This window comes from Pedobacter sp. Leaf216, assembly GCF_001421515.1.
In the GTDB taxonomy this organism is placed as follows: domain Bacteria; phylum Bacteroidota; class Bacteroidia; order Sphingobacteriales; family Sphingobacteriaceae; genus Pedobacter.
The window spans coordinates 82631-107322 of record NZ_LMKM01000015.1; the positions used below are offsets into that span (position 1 = coordinate 82631).

The 24692-nt window shown below is 37.3% G+C and carries 16 protein-coding genes; 2 read left to right on the forward strand and 14 right to left on the reverse strand.

The annotated features are described in order from the left end of the window. Positions 1-31: 31 nt before the first annotated feature. From ASE74_RS13875 to ASE74_RS13935, 13 genes are all read right to left on the reverse strand, one after another. Positions 32-3127: a TonB-dependent receptor gene (locus ASE74_RS13875; protein ID WP_055910137.1), complete on the reverse strand. Its 3096-nt coding sequence runs from the start codon at positions 3125-3127 to the stop codon at positions 32-34. A gap of 196 nt (positions 3128-3323) precedes the next feature. Further along, entirely contained in the window at positions 3324-3893 is a 570-nt protein-coding gene (gene cysC / locus ASE74_RS13880; RefSeq protein ID WP_055910140.1) for an adenylyl-sulfate kinase, read from the reverse strand. A gap of 9 nt (positions 3894-3902) precedes the next feature. Then, complete coding sequence (gene cysQ / locus ASE74_RS13885; RefSeq protein WP_055910142.1) at positions 3903-4667, reverse strand: 3'(2'),5'-bisphosphate nucleotidase CysQ; 765 nt, start codon at positions 4665-4667, stop codon at positions 3903-3905. A 6-nt stretch (positions 4668-4673) separates the two neighbouring features. Next, positions 4674-5702 carry a sulfotransferase gene (locus ASE74_RS13890; RefSeq protein WP_055910145.1) on the reverse strand — a complete coding sequence of 343 codons (1029 nt, stop codon included), beginning with the start codon at positions 5700-5702 and terminating at the stop codon, positions 4674-4676. Further along, positions 5702-6931 carry a chromate efflux transporter gene (gene chrA / locus ASE74_RS13895; protein ID WP_055910148.1) on the reverse strand — a complete coding sequence of 410 codons (1230 nt, stop codon included), beginning with the start codon at positions 6929-6931 and terminating at the stop codon, positions 5702-5704. The genes ASE74_RS13890 and chrA overlap by 1 nt, the downstream gene beginning before the upstream one ends. A gap of 431 nt (positions 6932-7362) precedes the next feature. After that, positions 7363-10179: a TonB-dependent receptor gene (locus tag ASE74_RS13900; protein WP_055910150.1), complete on the reverse strand. Its 2817-nt coding sequence runs from the start codon at positions 10177-10179 to the stop codon at positions 7363-7365. A gap of 273 nt (positions 10180-10452) precedes the next feature. Beyond that, positions 10453-10674, reverse strand: coding sequence for a VF530 family DNA-binding protein (locus ASE74_RS13905; RefSeq protein WP_055910152.1), 222 nt, complete (start codon positions 10672-10674; stop codon positions 10453-10455). A 20-nt stretch (positions 10675-10694) separates the two neighbouring features. Then, on the reverse strand, positions 10695-11306 hold the full coding sequence (locus ASE74_RS13910) for a trans-aconitate 2-methyltransferase (protein ID WP_055910154.1): 612 nt from the start codon (positions 11304-11306) through the stop codon (positions 10695-10697). 31 nt (positions 11307-11337) lie between these two features. Then, entirely contained in the window at positions 11338-11544 is a 207-nt protein-coding gene (locus ASE74_RS13915; protein WP_055910157.1) for a hypothetical protein, read from the reverse strand. 90 nt (positions 11545-11634) lie between these two features. After that, entirely contained in the window at positions 11635-12042 is a 408-nt protein-coding gene (locus ASE74_RS13920) for a RidA family protein (RefSeq protein WP_055910160.1), read from the reverse strand. Positions 12043-12166: 124 nt separating this feature from the next. Beyond that, the gene (locus tag ASE74_RS13925) at positions 12167-14152 is read right to left on the reverse strand and encodes a M1 family metallopeptidase (protein WP_055910164.1); all 1986 of its coding nucleotides are present in this window, start codon (positions 14150-14152) and stop codon (positions 12167-12169) included. A gap of 117 nt (positions 14153-14269) precedes the next feature. Beyond that, a complete protein-coding gene (locus ASE74_RS13930) occupies positions 14270-15010 on the reverse strand; it encodes a carboxypeptidase-like regulatory domain-containing protein (RefSeq protein ID WP_055910169.1) in 741 nt (246 codons plus the stop codon). 68 nt (positions 15011-15078) lie between these two features. Then, positions 15079-15426 carry a Spx/MgsR family RNA polymerase-binding regulatory protein gene (locus tag ASE74_RS13935; RefSeq protein ID WP_055910171.1) on the reverse strand — a complete coding sequence of 116 codons (348 nt, stop codon included), beginning with the start codon at positions 15424-15426 and terminating at the stop codon, positions 15079-15081. Positions 15427-15784: 358 nt separating this feature from the next. Here ASE74_RS13935 and ASE74_RS13940 point away from each other — a divergent pair, with 358 nt between their 5' ends. Next, on the forward strand, positions 15785-17323 hold the full coding sequence (locus ASE74_RS13940; RefSeq protein WP_055910175.1) for a sensor histidine kinase: 1539 nt from the start codon (positions 15785-15787) through the stop codon (positions 17321-17323). 239 nt (positions 17324-17562) lie between these two features. Beyond that, the gene (locus ASE74_RS13945) at positions 17563-18237 is read left to right on the forward strand and encodes a LytTR family DNA-binding domain-containing protein (protein ID WP_055910178.1); all 675 of its coding nucleotides are present in this window, start codon (positions 17563-17565) and stop codon (positions 18235-18237) included. Between the two features lie 13 nt (positions 18238-18250). On the opposite strand, the gene ASE74_RS13950 is transcribed toward ASE74_RS13945, so the two are convergent. Next, the gene (locus tag ASE74_RS13950) at positions 18251-24586 is read right to left on the reverse strand and encodes an alpha-2-macroglobulin (protein WP_055910181.1); all 6336 of its coding nucleotides are present in this window, start codon (positions 24584-24586) and stop codon (positions 18251-18253) included. Positions 24587-24692 lie beyond the last annotated feature (106 nt).

Genomic DNA, 24692 nt, shown 5'->3' on the forward strand with positions numbered 1-24692 from the left:
TCTTTATTAATCCTAAAATTGGAAAGTAACACTAGTTGATCGTCAATTTTACACCTGCAGAAAATGTTCTGAATGCAGGGAAGGCATTAAAATCTATCCCTCCTCCAAAATTACTTCCTGAATGTGAGTTAACTTCAGGATCGGTTCCACTATAGTTGGTGATCGTAAATAAATTCTGGGCTTCTGCATATACCCTGAAACCTTTAATTACTTTGATATGATCTAACCATTTGGTAGGTACATTGTAGCCTAAAGAAACTGATTTCAATCTTAAATAGGATGCATCCTCCACAAAACGCGAATTAACATAACTGCCATAGGTTGTTAAGAAATACCCTTCACGTGGAATATCTGTATTTTCATTGGTACCTGCAACAAACCTGTTCAATGCATCTGTGCTCGTTGTAGATTCCAACACCAATCTGTTCATATTATACAACGAATAACCGAAAGAGCTTTGGAAGAAGATATTTAAGTCGAAACCTTTATAATGGAAATCATTACCAAAACCCATTGTAAAACGTGGTGTAGAGTTACCCAAAAAGGTCATATCATCGGGTGTAATTTTACCGTCGCCATTAACATCCTGATATTTCGGATCGCCCGCTTTAGAACCTGGCTGTGGAGCATATGTTTCTCCTGTTTTAATTACACCAGCATAAATGTATCCAAAAAGTTCACCAAGTTCACGACGAGGTACTACTCTTGAAAATTCGCGACCTGATACTGTACCACTCGGATTTGCCGTATTAACAGAAATTTGATTAACAGGACCTAACGACAATACTTTTTGACGGTTAAGTGAAATATTGAAATTGGTATTCCAGGTAAAGTTATCATTACGAACATTTACCGTATTCAATAGAAATTCGATACCACGGTTTTGGATAGAACCAGCATTTACAGTAATGGAGTTGAAACCCCAATACTGTTCTAATGGAATATTAATTAACAAATTGGTTGTTTTCTTTGCATAAAGATCAATTGTTGCATTTACACGGCCGTTCAGAAAACCCATATCGATACCGAAGTTATATTGTGTAGTACTTTCCCACTTTAAATCAGGGTTTGGCAGGGTTTTAGGCTCCGTACCAATCTGCAGTGGGCTGCCTGGATCTAATACAGTGCTATAATTGGTAAAAGTTGCCAAATACAAGTAATTAGGAACCCGGTCGTTACCTGTTACGCCGTAACTTGCACGTAGTTTTAAGTTCGAAAAAGTATTTAGATTTTTGATAAATTCCTCATCGGTAAATTTATAGGCAACAGCGCCCGAAGGGAAATATCCATAGCTGTAGTTGGGTCCGAATTTCGAAGAACCATCCCTTCTTAATGTAAATGATGTAAGTAATTTATCTTTATAGTTATAATTTACCCTGCCGTACATTGAATTGAAGGTAGATTGCTCTTTAAAGCTATTGTAACCGTTGCCCAAATTGCTAATGGTAACTCCAGAACCGTTTGGAGTCGAACCTGCACCAAGGTTATAGAATAAATATGCATCTGTAGGGAAACCTTTACTACCCGCAGCTAAATAATCATTAACATCTTTCTGACTGGATACTCCGGCTAAAAAAGTAAAGTCATGATCTCCAGTTTTATATTTATAGGTTAAATAATTTTCTACCAACCACCTAAATGTAGTTGAACTCTTTTGAGCGGCCAAGCCACCGTTTTTTGCGCCTGCACTCAAAGTTCTAGGTATATATTGCCCCTCATTGAGGTTGGTATACTCAGCACCCGCCCCTAAATGATAAGTTAAACCTTTAATAATTTGATAGTCTAGAGAAATATTTCCGTTTACCAATTTATTGTTACTCGTATTTGTAGGCTCCAATAAACTTGCAAGGGGATTATCTTTACCTTGATAACGGTAATAACTTCCATCAGGGTTGTAAACCGGAATATTAGGCAGCCCGGTTAATAAGCCGAACAATGGTGCAGTAATATCAGCAGAATAAGACTGTTGTAATACTTTGGCACTCGATCCATAAAAATTAGCGCCTAACTTTAAACGTTCATTAAGTGTTTTTTCAGCACCTATTCTGGCTGTATATTTTTCTAACCCGGTACCCTGCAAAACACCTTTTTGATTAAGGTAATTTCCAGAAACATAAATTTTAGAATTCTGGTCGCCGCTGCTGATACTCAAACTTCTGTTATGTACAGAAGCTGTTTGCGTTGCTTCATCCAACCAGTTTGTATTTGCAATGGCAAAAGATGATGGGAAAGGTGCAGGCTTACTATCTTCAATGGCTGTTGCATTTTGAATAGCCGTGTATTGCTGCCCGTTTAATAGTGATGGCTTATAAGTTAAAAACTGGTTACCATTTGATAAATCCAAATCGATAGCTACCCTACCGGCCTTGCCTTTTTTTGTTGTAATTAAAACAACACCATTGCCTCCCCTTGCACCATAAATTGCTGCAGATGATGCATCTTTTAAAATCTGAATATCTTCAATATCGTTCGGATTTACCGTACTTCCATTATCGGATATAAACCCATCTATAACATACAGCGGGCTGTTGGTTGTATTGATGGAATTACCACCCCTTACCGTTATAGACATGCCTGCGCCTGGTGCAAAACTGGTTTGCTGCACCTGCACACCTGCAGCCTTACCCTGTATTGCCTGACCGATGTTAGAGGTTGTACCACCAAGATTCAGGTCATCGCTTTTTATTGAACTGATGGAACCTGTTAAATCTGTTTTGCGCTGTGTTCCATAGCCTACAACCACAACTTCGTTCAGCTTATTTAAATCCTCTTCGAGATTTACATTTACTACATTAGAAGCCCCAATAGTAACCTTTTGTGTTTTGTAACCAACCAATGCGAAAGATAAAACCTTTAATTTTCCTTTCAATGTAAGGGTAAATTTACCGTTGCCATCAACAGAGGTTCCGTTTTTCACATCTGTTTCTGTTACCGAAGTTCCAACAGCTGGCAGTCCTTTTTCATCTTTCACCGCACCGGTTACCACTGTTTGCGCACTAACCGCCAGCGGGAGCAAAAGAATTAAAGAAAAATAAATAGATTTAAAAAGAGTCGTTAAAAAAGAGCGTTCAGGTATAGGAACATTTTTCCTATAATTCTCCGTGGTTTGTTCGTAGATTTTGGTCATAGTGTTTTGTTTGATAGTTGACTGCTCACAAAAAAGCGAGGGCTATTCTTTCTTGCTTTTATAATATTAGGGATTAAAGCACTTATTTAAATGCAAAAACACTGCGCAATCGATTGACTAAGCACCTCAACAGCACTTAAAACAAAGATCAAAATTGAATGGGGAATGATTAAAAGGCAATTGCTATGGAAAGCGATCAGGAATTAGGATTAATTCGTGGAATAACTTTCATAAATAACCTGTTCATACTTTGAAATGGACTTTCTGTATTTGTTTTAATCACGAGATTGGCATTTACAGAGGGCTCAAACCTGGCACTTACACCTGTAAAATTAGGGATCAGCTTAAGATCGGCATCTTTGTACAAACCTTTTACATCTCTCTCTTTACAAACCGTAAGGGGACAATCTAAAAACACCTCATAATACTTTTCGCCAATAATATTGGCTGCTAATGCCCTGTGCTGTGCTAGTGGAGTGATAAATGAACAAATCGTAATAATATTGTTCAACATCATTATTTTGGCTATTTCTGCGGCCCGCCTGATATTTTCGGCCCGATTTGATTCGCTAAAACCTAAATCTTTATTAATCCCTTCACGAAGTACGTCACCATCCAATGTGGTAACAAAAAAGCCTTCGCTTTCGAGTTTTTCTTTCAATAAAGTTGAAATGGTCGTTTTACCAGATCCTGATAGACCAAATAACCAGATCACCATTCCGTTTTGCGCTGGAATATTATTTTCAGACATCAGTTCAACAGGCATATATTATTATTAATCTATTTTACACAAAAAGCCTTCATTTAACAATGATACTTTATTGTAAAGCATCGGCAGCCCGGATAAGGTATGCATGTGGCAACCGCTATACAAGATTATTGCGTGCCCCGCAGCGGTATCCCATTCCATTGTAGGGCCTGTTCGAAGGTAAATCTGGGCCTTGCCTTCGGCCAGTAAACAGAATTTAAGGGAGCTGCCCACGGCAATAAAATCTACAATTGGATAATCGGCAAGTATTGCGCGTTCTTCGCCATCAGCATGCGATCTGCTTACCGCTGCCGTCCAGTTATTGGCCTTTTTAATTGCATTTATTTTTAAAGGTGGCTGTCCGGGAGTTTGTTTCCAGCTGCCTGAAGCTTCATTAGCGTAGTATAAAAGATTTTGTACCGGAATATAAATTACCCCCAATATTGGTGCATTTTTGTAGATTAAGGCAATATTTACAGTAAACTCACCATTTCTCTTAATAAATTCTTTAGTTCCGTCCAATGGATCTACACACCAATACAATTCCCAGTTTTTCCTTTCTTCGTAAGGAATGCTTTTTCCTTCTTCTGAGAGGATAGGAATTGCAGGATACTGTTTTTTCAGTTGGAAACAGATGATATCATTTGCTATTTTATCGGCTTTGGTTAAAGGAGAAGAATCACTTTTGGTTGAGATTTCGAAGTCTTCTTCATTATCGTAAACAGTTAAAATTGCTTTTCCGGCTTCAACCGCTATTTCCAGTATGCTATTTATATCAATAGTATCAATCATGTTATTTTAAACGCTTGCTGTTAAATACTGCGATTTTATTCTTTTTAATATTGCTAATTGTGGCCCCCGGTTATCGAGATCTGATTGACGGGCATTTAAAAGTATGCTTTTTTTAAGCAGATCGTTTTCATTATTATACCCTTCAATATCATTTTCAGAGATTTGCTTACGTTTATTTTCCGGTCTATCTAACTTATAACCCAAATCGGTTAAGGTTTGGTGGTTTATAGATTCAAATATGTCGATTTCTTCTGCACGGAGTTCTTTCCTATACTTGCCTGTATTGTCTTTTATAATAGGCTTGGCCAAATTTTCCCACATTTCGCCTGCGCTGGCTGTTGCTTTCGATTCTTTTGAATGGTGAAAATCCAACATGCGTTCTGAATAATCAATGGCTAAAAAGCGGCACAATTCCTGAATCACTTTTGAAGGATTGGCAATCAATTCTTCATAATTTAAAGAGAAAAACCAATCTTTTGTAATTTTCCTTGACAGCTCAATACAAGCATTTTGATCTGTAAACCATTGTTTAGCCAGCTGATAGATGTGTTTTTCGCCAACAATTGCCTTTTTAAACGAGAGGGCAACATCCCGCCCGTCGCGGTATAAATAAATGTATTTTAAATTGGGGTTGTGCTGTTCAAGGTTGGCCGCATAATGCACGTTAGCCATACTTTTACAACACCAGTACCTTGCGTTTTTGGCAATTGCTGCAGTTTCATAAATCAATCTATTGATTTCGAAAAGGCTATATGTTGTTGAGTTTTCAAAAATCCAGGTTTCGCTAAGCTCAACACCATCCCAGGGCACGGGGTTAGCTTTTACGTAACTTACTACATCTGCAATGAGTAGCTTATACTTTTCTTCAGTTAAAAATCCGTACAAACCAAGCAAGGGCACAAAGGTGACCAGAATATGTGGGGGATGGGGTGAGGCAATCTGCTCAGACTGATCTAATATTACCCTCAACAAATTGGAACCGGATCTTTGTGTTCCAATAATCTGAATACCATCCGGCTTTAAAAAACTTTCCATTATATAAAAATTGATACTGTACCAAGAAAAATTGCACCGAGTATTAAATAAACAGGGCTTAATTTATATTTAAAGCTTACTATTAAAGCGGCAATGCATATTGCGGCCACTAAAAGTGTTCGGGGCTGAAGTAGTAATATTTTAATGGCTGAAGAAATAATCAGCCCCACAACCACCACTTTAATTCCTGAGATCATGCTTTTAATAAAAGGATGGTCTTTGGTTTTATTAAAGATTTTTGAAACCACAATCATTAAAATGGCCGAAGGGATAAACATGCTGCAGGTAGCAACAAAGGCACCTAAAAAACCACCCAGCTTAAAACCTATAAACGTTGCGCTTACCAGGATTGGGCCTGGCGTAACCTGACTAAAAGCAATTACATCAATTAATTCCTTCGCGTTAAGCCAATGCAAATCTTTAACCAATAGCGATTGCATAATCGGAATTACCACATAACCTCCTCCAAAAAGAGAAATACTGATTCCCGAAAAAACAGTAGCTATTTTGAATAAAATGTTCTGATAGGATTTAAATGCAGCCGTAAAAAATAAGATTTGATTGATGAATAAAACGGTTACGGCGATAAATGAAAATGACTTTATTTTTAGTTTAAAATTGGTTTTAAAGCTACTCATCACTTTAATCTGATCAACTCTATTCCTGTCGAGCATTAAACCTGCAATTGCCCCTATAGCAATAAGTGCAATTGTAATTAAGTAATTTCCTTTGATCAGATCGAGCGTTGTGGCCAGTAAAAAAAGGAAGATTTTAGCATAATTAAGCGCAATTTCCTTTTTAAACAGCTGTAAACCGGTTGATAGTATAATAATGCCTACAATTGCACCAACATATTGCATTATGGATGTCCAGGCCATACTTTGCCCATTTGATAAATACATGTAGGCCAACGCCAACACTAAAGTACAGGCAGGAAGCAATACCGCGAACATACTTATAGCGGCACCCCATTTCCCTTTTAACAAATAGCCAATATTGGCAACCACATTAACTGCCATAGGGCCGGGCATAAAAGCTGCTACAGTAACGCTGTTTAACACATCCTCGTTATCGATAGACTGATCTTGCTCAACCATAATCCGTTGAATTAATGAAACCAGTGCCATATGACCGCCAAAACTCACGCAACCAATTTTTAGAAAGGTTAAGAAAAGATATTTCAGCGTTGTTTTTTCTTTGGTTATATCGCCTGCTACTAATAACTCCATCTTTTTTGTAATGATTTAACTTGAATGCTTAAACAATATACCATTTATTTTTACGCAATAAATGTAAATCATCTTTCGAATTACTTATCCGATTATTGGTTTTGTTTAAGTACCTAATTTATGCGATTTTGAATGCATAAACCATTAAAACACCACGCAAACGTTTGATTAAACCCACGAATTGATGGTTTTATGAACAAAACAACACCAAATATTAAGAGACGGATTTAGAAATGGGCACGAACTCCCCTATTTATTGAATATTTTTAAAGAATTTAAAGGAAAATGCTGCTTAAAGTGCGTGTTTTTATCAAAAATGTATCCACAAACGTTTGCGCGAAGATTCTTTCTTAATTCTTTAATAAAAAGCCCCTAACATTTACTTCTTAAAAGCAATTGCCAGGGGCCTGATCAAAATTTAAAAGCTTAACTTAATTAACCGTATTGCGGGGATTACTTCTTTCGTTATTTGCACCTACTTTGGTTAACTTGTAATTTAACGATAGGTAAAAATACCTGGTAATGTTATTGTAGCGCACATCTTCTATCCGGCTGCTGTTTACAATTCTATCAATGCTGGTATTTTGATTCAAAATATCAAACCCTTTTAAACTTAGTGTTACCCTGCGTTTCATTAAATACTTGTTAATGCCTGCATTAAGCAAAAAGTAATTGTTGTTAAATCCGTCTGCACGCCCGGCTGACCCAACATGGTTCACATCGGCCTCTACCCTTAAATCTTTAATAAACTCATAACTCAGGTTAAGGTTATTCTCCAGACTAAAATATTTGTTATCAATTGCCGATTCGGCTGTATTATTTATCTTGGTATAGGCAACGTAAGCATAAATACCAGCATTAAATTTATCATCAATATCATAACTCCAGTTAATGTTTGGCCCGATTTCGAACCTGTTGGTAATGTTTTTAGCATTGCTGATAAAGTTTGTTCTATGTTCGGTAAAGAAGTTCATTCCATAGTTCATCCTTAATCCTTTAAGTTTTGATGGCATACCGAAAAATGTTCCTGCCCGCAGGTAATAATTGCCGTTTACATTTATGGGTTTAACCGTTTGGATTCCGTTATTATAGGTAATATCATTGCCTGTATCATCAAAAGATAAATTGTACAGGAAATAACCGTTCCAATAGTGGTTATTATCGGGGCTGAACGTATTGAAATTGACCGAAAGGCGATGATTTTTTCGTGCTTCTAAATCAGGGTTTCCAATCCTCTGGTATAACGGATTGGTATTGTTCTGCACTGGCTGTAAATCGGTTACCGATGGCAGATTAACACTTGCGCGATAATTGATGGCTATGGTTTGATTGGCTTTATTCTTAAAATTTACCGTTAGCCTGGGCAATAAGTTATAATAAGACTTTTCGATATTGCCAATGTTAGTACCAATGTTATTCAATACGTTTGCATTTAATAAACTTTGCTGGCCATTTAATCCAAAATTATAAGTCCAGTCTTTACCTGTATAAATAAAGCCCAAGCCAGCAGTTTGCAGGCTATTATGGTTATCGAAAGTATTGGTTAACGAAGGAACAATAGTTTCGTAACGATCGGTGGTTGAGTTATAATCAAAAGTAAGCTGTTGGGCATCTACAATACTGCGCGTATAACCATAGGCTACATTGGCACTCCATTTTTGATTTAAAGGCCGGGCATAATTTCCATTAATGGTATAGGTTTTGGCTGCGTTTTCCTGGTTGGCCTGCTGGTTAATATTGGTAACGTTAACCGCGCCGTTTACATATTGGTTTAGCAGCGATTGGTTGAGCCAATCGGCATTGTAAGTATTCTGAGTGCCATTTAAGCGGATTGATACTGAACCCTTTTTATTTGGCAACCTTCTGAGTACGGTAAATTCGCCAAATAATGAAGGCGTAAAATTATGTTGGTTATAATACTGAGTTCCATCGTTTGCCTTTCCTGTAGCATCAAAATTTGCATTGAAAGTTCGGTTGTTAATGTTGGTGCTATTGTTTAATATCACATTCGGACGCAATACAATATCGGTTAATGAATCTGGATGATATTCTGCCTTGAAATTGAATCGGTGTGCCTGGTTATTGCTGTTCCGATCAGTATTATCCAATGTACGTAAGATATCGCCCGAGCTTAAATCCTGAATATTTGATAGTTTATTACCTAAACCGGAAGAGAAGTAAGTAAAATAACTCCCGCTAATGGCTAACTTATTGTTTTTGCCCCATGAGTTGCTGTAGTTTACGCCACCACTGTGCGTAGTATATAACCCAATGGCATTGTTATCAAAAACGCCGCTTCCTCCTATAGTGGTTTTACCATTATTGTTGTTAATTGAAAAACTTCCCCCGGCAGGCGGTGCGAATATATTTCCAATGTTTCCTCCACTAAAACTACTCAGGTCATCATAACCAAAACTGGCATCGTTGGTATTGTTGCTCATTCCCAAAACTGCAAACTGCAAATTCTTATTAAAATGGTTCGCACTTAAATATGTTCCGTATTTATCGGTATTACCCCCGGCAAGGTTGGCATTGCCAAACCAGCCCTTTTTCTTATCCTCTTTAATGGTTAAATTTAAAACCTTTTCCCTTTGCCCATCATCAATTCCGGTTGCTTTGGCTTCCTGTGTTTTGCTATCAATCAATTGTACTTTGGCAATGGCATCGGCAGGTAAATTCTTAGTGGCGGTTTTAGGGTCGGTACCAAAAAAGTCTTTTCCATCCACGGTTAAACGGGTAACTTTTTGTCCCTGTACCAAAATGCTCCCATCTTTATCAACTGTTACGCCTGGCAACTTTTTCAGCAGATCTTCTACCGCTGCATTTGGCCTGGTTTTATAAGCATCGGCATTAAATTCGACAGTATCTTTTTTTACCGTTGCCATAGCATACCTACCGCTAACTGCAACATCTTTTAAAGCTATTGCATCTTCTTGCATTTTGAATGTTCCAAGGTTAAGCACTTTTCCGTTTACGTTAATTTTTTTCGTAACCGGATTATAACCCATTGCAGAAATCCTGATCTGATAATCTCCGTTGGCAACAGTGTTGATGGTAAATTCGCCCACCTTATTGGTTACCACACCAACTTTTTTGGTTGAGTCGGCTATGTTTGATAAAATAACACCTACATATTCAATCGGAAGGTTGGTTTTCCCATCAATAATTTTTCCATTGATACTGGCAGCCTGTTGTGCGAAGGATTTCGTAGATATGATGCACAGCAACATCAATAAATAGATTTTCATAACTGAAATTTTGATTTTTCTTTAGTTTGTTTGAAAAACCTTTTCTCAAGGTTTCAGCTATAAGACACCAAAAGATGTAAAGTGTGACAAAAAAAGATATTTTTTTTGTCTGGAAAGTTAAAAAGTTCCAGAAACGTAGCATTTACCGGTACTGAAAATTATTAACTTATTAAATTATCGAAAGTTTGAATAATGGAATTAAAGAAAGATGTAATGATTGAACGGAGGATTTGATCGCTGAGGCATTCAATCATGCACAACCCACTCATGCTATTATTTATGAAAGGTATCAAGGTATAACTCCTCTACTTTTTTCCGGGCCCAGGGCATTCTTCTTAAAAATTTTAAGCTCGATTTAATCGTTTGGTTGTTGTTAAAACAATCAATCCTGATCAGTGATCCCAGTTTTTCCCAACCATAATGTACCTGAAGATCGGTTACAATTTTCTCAAGGGTGATACCGTGTAACGGGTTATTTTTTTGCTGTTCGGCCATTGGGCAAAGTTAAGGCAAAATTATCGGGGTTTATATTGCGCCAGCCAAACATTTGCACCGCCACATTCAGGATCGTTAACTTTATGGGTAAGTACCTCAAAATTATTCTCTTCGAGCAATTGATGATATTCTGCTACAGCCAATGATGCATGAAAAATATTTTCGCCACCGTTCATTCCCCAGGCTTCTCCCCTTTCGGTACCTGAGGTAAAAAGCAAAACTCCATTGGGGTTAAGGTGCCGACCAAAAATACTGAACATGCCAGGCTGATCGGCAACAGGAAGATGGAAGAAGCTATGCCAGGCAATTATCGCATCAAACTTTTCATCAAGGTCCAACTTCCGCATGTCTTTCTGGATAAATCGTGTATCCGGAAAATTTGCTTTTGCAATTTCGAGCATCTGCGTACTGGCATCAATACCTAAAACCTTAACTTTCATGCTTAGCAGGTATTCCAGTATGGGTTTTCCACTGCCACAGCCCAAATCCAAAACACTTGCGTTGAGCGGGAGCTTTTTAAGCACCTCATCCAGATAAGCTTTTTCTTCTAAAACTGAATGGCGGTTTTCGGCAAACCAGTGACCTATTTTATCGTAAACTTTATAAACGTTTTTACGCTCTAGTTTTTCCATGTGTTGTTTTTTAAACTGCTGCTTTTGTTGCCTACAAGTTGATGCTACCAAAAACCGAACCTTCATGATCCTCATAATTAGTTGCTGCCCACGGCAGGAAGCTTTCATGACCCTCATGATTGGTTGCTGCCCACGGCAGGGAACTTTCATGACCATCATGCTTGGTTGCTGCCCGCGGCAGGGAGCTTTCATGACCATCATGCTTGGTTTGGCACTGAAGGCCTAAAGCTTTAATCATGATTTGACCCTATAATCTTAATAAGCGGTAACCAATAATAATCACTAAAAATACTGATGCGCTTTATAATATTTTATAATGATTTAACAGTTAACCTACCGCAGTAGCATCAATTTCAATCAACATACCATTTAACGCCAACCGTGGCACCGGAATTAATGTGTTAACCGGAAATTTCTGATCTGGCCATATCTTTACTGATTCTTCAATCAGAATCTGATGTTTTTCGTCATCATAGCCCACCACTAATGTTGTCAGTTTTGCGATATTGGCCATGCTAAGGTTCTTACTCTTTAAGGCGAGCGCAATATTTTCAAATACAATGCTTACCTGGGTTCTAAAATCTTCGCTTAAAATACCATCTGTTCTGCTCCCACCCTGCCCGGCAACAAAAACCAGTTTACTGTTTGCCTGCACTGTTGCTACATGAGAGTAGCCATGTGCACGGGGATCATATATCCCATCGGGATTGGTGATCTCTAAAGAATCTATTTCCATTTGCTACAAATTTATCAGCCGCTAAATTATCCGATAAGAAATGGTAAATCGTCGGCAATTTGCAATAAAAAAAGCCTCCTGATGTTTTTAATAATCAGGAGGCTTTATACCATTTACAGCGGAATTAGTTTCCTGTAGCTGTCCATGTATTGTTATCAGGATTCGAATCTGGCAATACTTTATTTGGATCTAAAGTAACTGATTCAAGTTCTTCAGTTGTTGGATAACGCACCAACCAGCTGGTATTTTTCATCCAAACATCAACCGGAACTTTTACAATTTCAGTTTTACCGCTTTTAGTTTTTACCTGAAGGATGATTGGCATAGGCATTTTTTCGAGGTTTACCACTTTAATGTTGTAACCCACCAATTTATCATCCTGTTTAACAGCTTCAACAGTAGCAATGCCTTGATCCATTTTCCAGCTGTTTAACCACCAGCTTCTCCAAAACCACGCTAAATCTTCACCTGCGCCATTTTCCATCGAGCGGAAGAAATCAAAAGGTGTTGGGTGTTTAAACGCCCAGTTTTTAATGTATTGACGGAAAGCATAATCGAAACGGTCTTCGCCTAAAATCTGATTTCTCAAAATATCCAATCCCCAACCTGGTTTGCTGTATAAATTAACACCAATGTTTCTTTCAGCCATTCCATCAGGCATTTGCATAATGTTTTCATAAATCGGGTTGCCAATTACAGCCTTTCCAATTTTGTTTAAATCTGCTGGTGGAGTTGCGTACTCGCCTTTATTGAAACTGCTTTTCGATATTCCGTTAATGAAAGTATTAAAACCTTCATCCATCCAACCGTATTTACGTTCGTTAGATCCTACAATCATCGGGAACCAGGTATGACCAAATTCATGGTCAATTACACCCCAGGCACTTGCTTTTTTAGCTTTCCAACCGCAAAACACAATACCAGGATATTCCATACCACCAATATTTGTGGCCACATTAACTGCCATTGGGTAAGGGTACTCAAACCATTTTGATGAATAATGTTCGATGGTAGATTTTACATATTCTACACCCCGGCCATAACCATCAGCACCATTACTTTCTACAGGTTGTGCAGAAACTGCCAAACCGGTTTTACCACTTGGCAATTTATACCTCGCTGCATCTAATACAAAAGATTTTGACGAAGCCCAGGCCGCATCACGTGCATTGGTAATTTTGAATTTCCAGGTTAATTTATCTTTCGCCGGACGCGATTTAGGATCGGTTACTTCTTCTTCACTACGGATGTGGATGGTAGCATCGCTCAATTTAGCGGCATTCCATCTTTTTAACTGTTCAGCTGTAAAAACTTCAGCAGGGTTTAACAACTCTCCTGAACCCATTACAATATGGTTTGCCGGTGCGGTAATGGCAAAGTTAATGTCGCCATATTCGCAATAAAACTCACCACCGCCCCAATATGGCAAGGTATTCCATCCAATTACATCATCGTAAACACACATGCGTGGAAACCACTGTGCAATGGCAAAAATTTCTCCATTTTTAGTGGTTAAATGGCCCGTTCTGTCTGATCCTTCTTTTGGTACCACATACGAATAGTCCATTTTTACAGTAACTATATCACCATTGGCGGCCATAGGCTGATCTAAACGGATCTGCATCCGGGTATCTTCAACTAAAGAGGTAAACTTTACAGCACCTGCTTTTTGCGATACACTGATGTTCTGGATTTGATATCCACCATCAAATTTTTCGCCCTGTGCTCCATAACGGCTGCGGGATGGTGTAATTGCATAACCGCGAGAGGTTTGTTTAAAGGTATTCTGATCTAACTGTAACCATAAATATGGTAATTTATCAGGACTGTTGTTTTTGTAAGTAATGGTAACTGTTCCGCTTACCATGTTTTTAGTTTCGTCGAGGTTGGCGGTGATGTTGTAATCTACACGGTTTTGCCAGTATTTTGGCCCTGGTGCACCAATTGCCGAACGGAATTCATTTCCGTTTTGAGTATAAAATAATGGCCCGAATGCTTCAGCAGGATTATAGTTTGTTGCTGGTGCAGGTGTTGTAGCTTGCTGGGCAGATGCTGAAAGCGCAAAAACACAACAAACTAAACAAAAATTAATCAGTTTAGTCATTTTCATGATAATAATAAGGTTGTAATACTGCTGTAAATATAAAAAATAACCACATATAGATTTATATGTGGTTATAATGTTACCTATTATGGCAACAATTCGGTTGTTATGATTTAAAACTTCTTAATTTGCTTTTAATTTAGGTAAATCCTGAAGTTTTCTTTCTTGTGGGGTTAATTTATTCCATGCAGCAAAGGCACGTGAGATGTAATAAGGGTAACGGTATGGTCTTTCTGCTTTTACCGCCTCAATAGATGGCCTATAAATGATCATAAAGTTTTTAAGGTCATCACCATCTAATTTGGTAAGTTCGGTAATGGCTTTTGGGGTAAAATTTTCATCAATTTCCTGCTGATACATTTCTTTCTCTTCAAGATCAGCTTCTTTGCGTTGTTGCCTTCTATATTTACCATACCCAAGGTTAAGGTTTAAGCCACCAACTTTATCTTTCATTCTTTTACGGTTAAGGTTACCGCCGGTACTTAAAAGGGTATATTTTTCTGCCAACGGATCTTTTGCATCGGTAACCTGGCTGTTCATCCGCACTGCGGTAACATCTACATCTTTTAAGCTATTCGATTTTGTAGGAAGATAGATGGTTCTGTTTAACAAATTGGTTAAATATAAGGTATCGGTATGGTAGCCAATGGCCGAAAACTCAATCAGATCACCAATATTTGCTCCGATGGTATATTTACCCTCTCTATTGGTACTGGTAGTTTTTTTACTGTTCAGATTTCTGATGGTTACACCAGGGAGTGAGAGTGTTTTTTTCGAATAATCGAAAACCGTACCTGTAGTTACCGTTTGTGCATAAACGCCGATAGGCAGGGCAAGTAATAGAAAAATGATCAGTTTGTACATAATCAAAAGTAACTTAGTTCGACATTTAAAATTTGCATTTAACAAACTTTAACATTAGAACAAATGAATTAGGTTAGTGTTTTTAAATAGTTATTATCATCGAATCCGATTAATACAGCTTTATTGTTCTGCTCAACAACCGGGCGTTTAATGGCACTGGTATTTTCTTTTAAATAAGCGATAGCCAGTTCCTGGTTGTCTATTTTTGCCTGCTCCTCTTTGCTGAGTTTTTTCCAGGTCAATCCTTTTCTATTCAACACGGTTTCCCAACCAAAAGCATTACACCATTCGTTTAATTTTTCTTCGGTTATGCCTTTTTTCTTAAAATCATGAAATTCAAAATCAACCTGATGTGCTTTTAACCAATCGAGTGATTTTTTAACTGTATTGCAATTCGGAATTCCGTAAACGGTCATGTTAATTGAGTGATTTATGGTATGAGTAAGTGGGAAATTTAGATGAATGATGGAAATCAATCTAAAAATCCTTTTCAAAGATAGTAAAATTGTTTATCGGTGGTGGGTATTCGGTTGGCGGTGTGAGTTATTACTATTCTACACTCGCATTAATATCAATTACTAACCTAAAATTAGCCAGATGGTAACATGTGACTACACATCAAGAGTTGTCAACTTTCTAGCGAGCGTGCGATGAAAGTTGACAACTCTACCATCCTGAATACCCTATTCATTCGTCACATTTTTTAGCACTTCCATCACATTTTAAATATTGATGTAGATACTCTTCGTAAAATTGCAGCATAAAATAAATGAAATGGTAATTCTATCTGGCAACCCCTCATCAATCAAATCCAAAAGTATTAATCAGCTTGAATTTTGGATTTCCACAACATTATATATCCTTGCGCTGATCAGTATCTGTACGCAAACCACTTATGGCTCCGGGGGCTCGTACCGTTTTTCGGAAAACTCGCTCGATTATAGCGTAATGCAAAACTTCTTTCTGCCCGAAATCGTTAAAATCAGCATTCTCTACTTTAGTTTTTTGTTTTTCAATTTTGTTTCGATGCCCCATTTGGCAAGAAAGCGGAACATCATCATGAATGTGATTTTAACCGTTTCTGTTACCTTCATTTCTATCCTGGCCTGGATGATAGCCAACACCTACTCAGAAGCATACCGTTTGGTAGAATATGATGACATAGAGCGCGCCTATGATATATTTTTCGGTGAAGCTTTTACCTATATCTTTTTCATTTATTTACTGTTTAACATTTATGCCTATTTTAATGAGCAGGGATTAGAACTACTGAAAAGAATCCCAATTTTAAAAGGTTATAACGACAATATCACTCCTGAACTTTTTACATCAACCAAAATCTGGCTGATAACGCTAATGATATTTGCAGCCGTACTTTCGGTAAGAATAGATTATGAGTTGCTGGTGATCTGGGTGATTGTTCCACCGGTAAATATTTTCGTTGCATTTTGTGCCATTTATTACATCATCCCAAACCTGAGAAAAAATTTTAAGGGTTTTGCAAGATATTTTTGGGGAAATGTGGGCATTACCATCATTGTTTCGATGCTTTTATTAATTGTTTTAGTTGCGTTTATGCGCAACCGTAATGCCATCCCGATTGCCCTGATATTAAATGCCATTTGCTTAATCTGTATTACCACCCCCTTAGCCTGGTATATATACAAACATAAATTCGAGAAACTGAGTGAAATACAAATGCTTAAAACGGAACTGGGAAAATCGGATGCTAACCTGAATTTCTTAAAATCACAGATCAATCCACATTTTTTATTTAATGCACTAAATACACTTTTCGGAACCGCTTTGCAGGAAAATGCAGAACGTACAGGTGAAGGAATCCAGAAACTTGGTGATATGATGCGTTTCATGCTCCACGAAAATACACAGGATAAAATTTCGCTCACCCGTGAGGTAGAGTATCTGAACAATTATATCGATTTACAAAAACTTCGCACCTCACGATCAGGAGACATTAAGATTGATACACACATTGAAGAACAACTGAACAATTTACAGATTACACCAATGCTGTTAATTCCTTTTATCGAAAACGCATTTAAACATGGAATCAGTTTGCAACAGCCCTCGTATATTAAAATAACCTTACAAACTAAAGAAAGCACATTATATTTCGATGTAAGCAATAGCATTTATATTAAAGCCGATAACGACCCCGAAAAGTTAAAAAGCGGTATCGGATTGGAGAATGTAAAACAACGTTTATCGTTACTTTATTATGAGAAGCATGAACTAATTATTCGGGAGAGTGCCAATGAGTTTTTTGTTCATTTAACCTTACAGTTGGATTAAGGCAGTACAATCCGAGCAGAGGCTAAATGAGGACAATTTGTTAGTAAAAATTCTTATTATTGAATTTAAATTGGTGCTGTCATCCTGAATGCAATGAAGGATCTTTTAACGATGAAAACTGGCTTGAATTACAGAAAAGCAACAGGCGAACGTCGTTAGATCAGTGATAATCGGTTGGAGATGCTTCTCCTTCTTCAGCATAATAAAAAGCCTAACAAACACAAAGAACAAATAAAAAAATGATTGCCATTGCTATAGATGATGAACCCATTGCACTCGATATTATAAAATCGCACGCCTCAAAAGTTCCATTTGTAACGTTGCAGCAAACTTTTACGGATGCTTTTGCGGCAATTACTTACCTTCAGCACAATAAGGTTGACTTAATCTTTCTCGACATCAAAATGCCAGACATTAGCGGTATAGATTTTTTAAAAAGTTTGAGCAAACCACCCATGGTTATTTTTACCACTGCTTATACCGAACATGCCGTTCAAAGTTTTGAACTTGATGCTGTTGATTATTTGTTAAAACCTTTTTCACTTTCGCGCTTTTTAAAAGCCTGTAACAAAGCACAAGAACTCTTTAATCTGCGAAATCAAAGGCTAGAAGTTAAAACAGCATACATATTTGTAAAAGATGGTTATGAACAAATTAAGGTGGAATTAAACGAAATCCTATATGTGGAAGCTTCAGGAAATTATACACAGATTAAACTTGTCGGCAAGCTTTTAAGTTCACGAATAACCATTAACGATCTTGCAGAACTGCTGCCAAAAGCTGATTTTATCCGCTGCCACCGTGCATTTATTGTGGCCAAAAACAAAATATCCAAATTTGACCGCAGCCAAATTTGGATTGGAGAGAAAATTATTCCCATCGGGGCCACTTATGGCGGTATTCAGTTACCTTAACAAGGTAATTCATTTATTTTACCGTAACCCTTATCCCAGCAGAATGTGTGGTAAATTCTGGTGCATACATACTTTGCAAGCTGGTAATTCCATTTGAAAAATTTCCTGCATGCGTTACCCGCAATGGATATTCGAATACATAGGTTCCTTTTGGCATGTAACTGATAAAGAAGTTGGTTGATGCATCTTTTGTACTTTCATAATAACCAAGTCCATCCTGATATTTATATCCTGAAATTACATTTATAGGTTCAGAGCCCGATGAACGCATATCTTTCAAATGAATATATTCCATGTCACGATCACAGTAAATTTCGATGCGTACTTTTAATAAATCGCCCGGAGCCAATACATTGGCAGAAGTTAATGGCGTTAAAATGTCTCCTTTATTACTTGCTTTCTGAATAAACAGCTCTTTTTTAATTTTAACACCAGTGTTTGCAGGTGTAATTTTATCCAGCTGTTCGAAATACTGCCAATACATAGCACCCCAGGCAATGGTTTGGTTGTTATTTTTAACCGCTACCCTACCCATTTCCGGCTTCACGTTTATACCAGGGATGGTTAATTTTTGATAACCTGTGCCAGCCTCTTTTATCGGGATAGGTTCTTGCAATTGTGCCAGTTTCTGGTCACCTATTGTAATTTCTGGCTCATTACTTTCTGCCAATAAATCTGTTCCGTTCATTAACAAGGCATAACATGCCGCAGTAGTAGCCTTTGTGGTTTTCCAATCGTTGGTTTGTTTGTTTTTAAGCAGCCAGATTTTCATCTCCTCTACGGATTTGGTATCATTTGCCACCTCGCCGAAAGCTTCAATCAATAGTGCCTGTGTTTCTATCGGATTTTGGTACCACCACCAGCCTGCTTGATTTTTAGCCCAATACATGCCCATTTCGTCGCTTTGTTGAGCAGTTTGCGTTAATAAGGTGATTATTTTTTTAGCTTCTTCAGTATTTCCGTTTCTGTTTAAAACTAAAGCAGCCTGTGCCAGTTGGTAGGTATCGAAGGTTTTCCAATTGGCGACTAATTTATGGAGATAGAAATCTTTGGCTTTTGTAAAATCGGCAGTGGTATTTTTTTGATTGCTATAACTTCTGGCAAAAAGATAGTGTAATGGTAAGTAGCCAAAACGTTTTTCCTTCACTTCATCTTTATAATCATTAACAAACTTTGCATCTAAATAAATAATGGCTTTATTCAACATCACATTAAAATTCGGATAGGCTTTTTCGTCAATCATTTTCAATTTTTTTAACTGGCCCATTCCTAATACAATGTGTTGTGTAATGTATCTATCTTCCTGCATGCCGGTAAACCATGGGAAAGCACCATTGTTGAACTGCATTTTCTCCAGCTTCTCGAAATTGTTTTTCAATTCGTAAGTCATTCGGTTTAAATCGAAAAGTATAGCCAAACGTTTTTTACGCGCTGCCTCGTTGTCTGCATTGCGTACCCACGGCGTTTCTTCCAACAAAATAGATTTTAATTCCTTATTTTTTTCCAGATCGGATAATAATGCCTCCCCGTTATTGGTATTTTGCCATTGCTCAAAAACAGTTTTAATTTTTGGTGTTGAATTGATAATTCCGGTGGCAAAACTATTGGCATAAAACCTGCTAAAAGTTTGCTCAGCACACTCATAAGGGTATTCCATTAAATAAGGCAAGGCCTGCACGGCATACCAAACAGGGTTGGATGTAAACTCAAAAGTTAAACTCTGGTTGCGTAAGGTTTTCGAACTGCCGGATTTTTCTAGCTTTTCGAAATCGAAAATTTTTGTGGTATTGCCGCGTACATTTATAGGCATGCTTTCGGTAACCAGCATCGCGTTTGCTAATACCGGGATGGTATTTTCTTCTCCATCGCTAAATTTGCCACTTTGCGCCACAACTTTATAGGTAATGGCGCTAATCCCTGATGGAATAATTAATTTCCACTTTAAAACGGTGTTGCCGGCATCATCAACCACGAAATTCTGCTCTGTTTTTTCATTAATTGCAAAAATCCTGATCGGTTTCGCGGTTAAAGCATCAGTTAGCTCCAAACTGGCATTGCCCATAAGTTTTTTTCCTGCTAGGTTGTTTAGCTTGGCACTTAATAAAATGGTATCTCCTTCACGGAAAAAGCGTGGTGCATTGATGGCAATAGCCAATTGTTTCTGGGTAACAAGTTCTTTGGTAATGGATGCGGTTTTTAAATCTTTGGTATGTGCAAAGCCCATCATTTTATAACGGGTTAAACTCTGCGGAATGGTAAATTCTATCTTAATTTCACCTTTGGCATCGGTGAGTAATTGTGGATAGAAAAATGCAAGCTCGTTAAAATTGGTGCGTAAGGTTATATTTTTGTTCTTAAGGGATTCAATTTCCTGACGCAGTGTTGGATCTTTAGATTCATCATTCAGTGCTACTGCAGATTCAGCCATTGGTGCCGCTACATTCAACCCGGCAACCTTTCCCTGCAAAGCAGAAACACCTCTTATCTGTACAGCAGAGCCAGTTACACTTTTCTTTCGTTGCTCGCCATAGCCCACAACCATAACTTCGTTTAACGATTGCCTATCTTCTTTTAAAATTACATCAACGCGTTTTTTACTGCCTATATTAACAGCATAATTTTTAAACCCTATAAAAGCAAAGTTTAATTTTTCTCCTGCTTTGGCTTCAATAATGTAAATACCATCATTATCTGTATTTGTTACACGTTTACCAGCGCTTACCTGTACACCTGGCAGTGTTTCATTCTCGCTGTCGAATACCACTCCATAAACCGATTTTCCTTTTTCTAATGCTGCCAGTTTCTGTTTCGCCCCTGCCGACAAACCTTTTATTTTAGGTTTATGTAAACTGTTTATATAATTTTCGTAACTGTTGTTGTAGCCTCCATAATAATTGTAGCCAAATAAATTAAGGTTTTCATACCAACGTTCAATTACAGTATAATTTTTGTGGGTTCTTAAAAACCATAAATAACCCTGGTTAGTAATATCATTGGCATTAAAATTCCAGTTGTAAAAATAATAGTTAAAGCCGCTGGTCAACTGCGTGTTCCAATCCATCCTTTTAAAATCATCCAAACTGGCATCGTAAAGTGTAGCCACCATTTCGGCCATTTGCTTTTCGCCATTTTTATTGCTGATCTGTAATTTCCAGCTTTCTTTTTCACCTGGCTGCAGTTTATTTCTAAAGGTTAAAAATTGAATGTTCAATTCATTTGCAGGGTTGGTAATGCGTACCTGTTGCATCGATTGGTAAATCGTTCCCTGGTAAACCATTGTAAATTGTACGGCAAATCCATCTTTATAAACAGCATTGGGTTTAATTTTAACAATATGCTGCTTTGGCGATAGGTTAATCCAAACTTTTTCGGCAATGCTATCGCAATAATAAACCTCATAATAGGCAATGGTATTTTCTGCAAGTCCGGCCAATCTAAAAACCGCACTTTCGGTTGGTTTGATTACATTTACCTCTGGTGAAATCCATTCGATGTTTGACTGTATTACAGCTGGTTGCTCATTATACACCACTAAATATTTGTCAACTTTAATTGAATCTTTCTGAGCATTTATGGCCAACACACTGATTTTGTAATAACCTGGTTTTATATTTTTTTGATTTAAAGTTAAATTCCCCCGACCATCTTTAATGGTTAAATTTTGTTTCAGCGATACTGATTTTATCGGCCATTTTGCTACTTCCAACTCATTATTATATTCCTGATCAGGAAAGTTTTTAATAAACTCCTCTTTGCTCATGGTATAATTTTCGGCATTAAAAGGGCTTTTGTTCACCAGGCTTGAGGGGGCCTGGAGTAAACTCCACTCTGCCTTGATATCGGCTTTTATCGGTTCGTTATTTAAATTGGTTACCCAAAATGGAATACTGTCAGTTTTGCTACTTAAATAAATTACCTGCCGGGTATCTATATTAATGTTAATGTCTTTTTGCCCCACATTAATACTTGTTGATTTTGTACGGGTTTCGCCATTTATGTCCGTTAATTCTACTTCAACTTCATAGCTGTAATTTTGGTTTAAATTGATTGCTTTCGCAAAAAAATTAATATCGAATTGTCCGCCCTGCCTGGTGCTCGTTTTGCCGGTGGCAATTTGTTTCCGCTGAAAAAATGTTGCTCCATAAATAGCGTCACCTTGCGAATAATCTATTCTGCCATCATAAATCGCCCTGCGAAAAACTTTATAACTAAGCTTCACATTGCCAACAGCATATCCTGAAAAGGAAGTGGCTTTACCCTGGACTTTAATACTATCGTTAAGTTTATAAATTTGGTTTGGCTTATCGAAAACCACTTCAAATGTTGGCCGTTTATATTCTTCAACCTGTACACCAATGCTGCCATATGTGGTTACAATTGCCATATTGCCATTTAGCTTACCCATTGGTATAGTAAATGAACCCTGAAAAGTACCATACTCATTACTGGTAACCTCATTTTTGGTTATTTCTTTTCTATTGGCATCCTTAAAATAAACCTCAACCACTTTATTTGGAATTATTTTATTTTTTCCTTTTTCAGACCTTAAACATAATCCTTTATAGTAAATGGTTTGCCCCGGACGATAGATCGGCCTATCGGTAAAAAGAATTATGCGTTCCTGATCAACATCCTCACGATAACTGTTGTAATTATTAATGTTTAATTTCAATTCCTCGTTATTATGTGTTACCAATGCATAAGCCATGTTATTTTCGGTTTCATTTGTACTGGCGTAACCCTTATCATTCGTGATCATTAAATCACCATCGATGTATTTCTTTGTATTGTAATTGTATCTACGTTGTAGAATTTTAACATTTTTTAAGGGTGCGCCGTTACTCAACTGGTAAACTGTATACTCGTGTTTTTCGATATTGCGCCTGTTGGTTACGGCCATTATAGTAACCTTGAAATTGATATTGCTGTAAACAGTATCTTTTTGTTTTGGGTTAATGGCTTGGGCAATTAAAGTATAAGCTCCTAAATCTAACCCATCAATTTTATCAATCAAGGTGTGGCTTTGGTAGTCGGTACTTTTTGGAACCACAACTGACCATTGTTTTACAACCTTATTTTTGGTTAAGAAAGTTAAAAAATCTGCTTTGTATTTAAACTGCTCATATTCATTCTCAAATTCAGGTGTTTTAAATAATCTAAACTGTATGGTATCTACATTTTTGTAAGATAGATGGAGTTGTGAGGGTTTATCAGGTAAAATATAACTTTTGGTTTTAGCTGATAGTTCGCTACTTTGAATTTTTTTAATCAAGTTTTCAGCATTATGCCCACCAATACTTTTCGGATAGGCAACAACCGCTTTTTCTGCCAACGCTATAGCTTTGATCAGATTTTGTTTGTCGGTATCGCCCGGTAATTGTGCATTTTTACGAATTTCGGCCTGCTCGTATAAAATATCGGCATAAACTTCAGTTTGTTGAGCTTGTTTGGCCAATACATCCAACGCATTATAATATAATTCTAAGCCATCGCCATTAAAACTCTGTTTTACAAATTTTAAACGTTTTAGGTCAACATCAACTAATGCCGACAAATTGCTGTCGTTTTGATGAAATTTTATCAACTGCTGAAATAATTTTAAAGCCTGGGGTTTAAAGGATGTGCTATCGGGCAGAATTGACATTCCTAAAAAGGTCTCGTGGTTTCCAAACCAATCTACATTACTCATGTTGATTAATTCCTCATCATATTGCGTCAGGTTAAGTTGGGTATTGTTAAAAATACCGATGGCACGATGGGCAAGTAAATCGTATAATGTTGGCCTGAACTTTCGGTTATTTTTATCTCCGGCCAAAACAGCGTCTAATACATCAACCTTTGTTTGCTGCAACAGCTCACTCTCCTTTAAGGATAACAGATAGTATTTTACCGTTTCATCATTGAGTTTTTTTATGCTCCAGGTTTTAATGTCGGTACTTACATCGCCTTCTATCTGTGTACGCTGATTAATCTGCCACCTGTTTTGTTGTAGATAATTCCAGTAGGTTTCAGCCAAAAGAGATTGTAAAATACTTTTTTCAGGTTGCTTGGCATTGCTGATATCTTTACGCAAATCAATCAAAATTTTATCAAAAGCATCCTCTTCCAGGTAACTTTGAAACATCATTCTGTAAATAACAGATTTGATCAGCAACGGTGCATTGTTATCACTTTGCGCCTGCTTATTAATTTTTGCGATCAAATTAAGCGCATCTTTTGGTTTGCCTTCGTTTGCAATGAAATCTACCTTTTCAAAATCGGCCAGTGTGTATTTAACCTGCGCAGAAGCATTAAATGATAATAAGAAGATAAAAAGGAATGATGCGGCTATACGTAATGATGAATTCATAAGATGATTTTGCGTTTTAATAGAGATGGGCAGAATGCTGAAATTCCATAAGCCGTTAAAATTTATCTGATTATCTTACTAATCTAAACATTACCAGTTAAATGTT